This is a genomic window from Xenorhabdus sp. PB61.4 (assembly GCF_963894935.1).
Taxonomy (GTDB): Bacteria; Pseudomonadota; Gammaproteobacteria; order Enterobacterales; family Enterobacteriaceae; genus Xenorhabdus; species Xenorhabdus stockiae.
In genome coordinates, this window is the sequence record NZ_CAWQJR010000142.1 from 1 (window position 1) to 1,107 (window position 1,107).

1 protein-coding gene is annotated in these 1,107 nt (G+C 31.4%); it reads left to right on the plus strand.

Features of this window, described 5'->3' with window-relative positions; all coding sequences use genetic code 11:
• On the plus strand, window positions 1–901 hold a 901-nt coding region (locus AACX68_RS07615), incomplete at its 5' end, for a hypothetical protein (protein ID WP_228860875.1).
• Between the last annotated feature and the right edge of the window lie 206 nt (window positions 902–1,107).

Sequence of the window (1,107 nt, forward strand, 5' to 3'; positions counted from 1 at the left end):
AGATAATTCTAACGTAATATTCAAAGAATCAAATAGTCAAACTTGGACTACTAAAACCCTTCAAGATGAGTCAATAGATATTTCTATTGCTTGCTTGAAAAATAGAGATACTCAATTTGTTATAAGTGCATATCTTACAGATTTCCCAGAAACTAAAGCTCCTCCTTTATCAGCGAAATTTATTTCAACATTCGTAATACAAGTGATAACTCACCCATATATTTATGATACTGGGTTTCAAGCCGAAATTTGCTTTTCTGTAAAAAATCCGGATGGGAGTGGTGAGATAATAACATTAAATCCCTTCTGCAATAAAAGCTATGCTCCAGATGATGCTTCACAATCAAAGTGTTATCCATATGGTCCTGTTAATAATGATCCAAGCAGTGGTGGTATATTTGAAAACTATCAGTTAACGACAAATAGTTCTGGTTTTACATCTACCAAGTTTACGGGATATTATCCTGATAAAATCTGTATAAGCGCTTCAACTTCATCTCCAATAAAAGAAATAAATTCTCAGCTTATCCAGTATCGTAATCGATATACTATTAGTATGACTCCTTCAAAACAAGGTGATATAAAAGTTGGAGATATAATAGACTGTACGGTAAAAATTTGGCAAACTTCATCGCCTCATCACTGGAAACTTGATGACACAAATGTAACTTGGAGTATTGTCCACGATACCACCGTTTCGATGTACCACCCTGGAGTGATAACATTTGATCCACCATCGGGTTCAATTGAACTTAAAAATAATGAAACTATAGGAAAACATGGTAGTTTTTCAACAAAAGCAACCATTTTAAAACTTCCAGAAAATATATCTGCTCATGCAATACGTATTGATGTTAATACTCCTCAGGGTTATAATAGTAACCAATATTTTGGATTTTAAAAATAAAAATAGATTTTATTAAAAGTGTTAGTAAATGCCCACATAGTTAATTGAAATTTAGTATGTGGGCATATATCCTATTGTAATTAAAAATATTCAACAATACGACTTCATTCATATTAAGTGCGATGTCATTTAGTAATTCTAAGGTTTTGCAAAAATCGACTCATTAGTTTTATTTTTTTAAATCAACCTATAAACTGTTT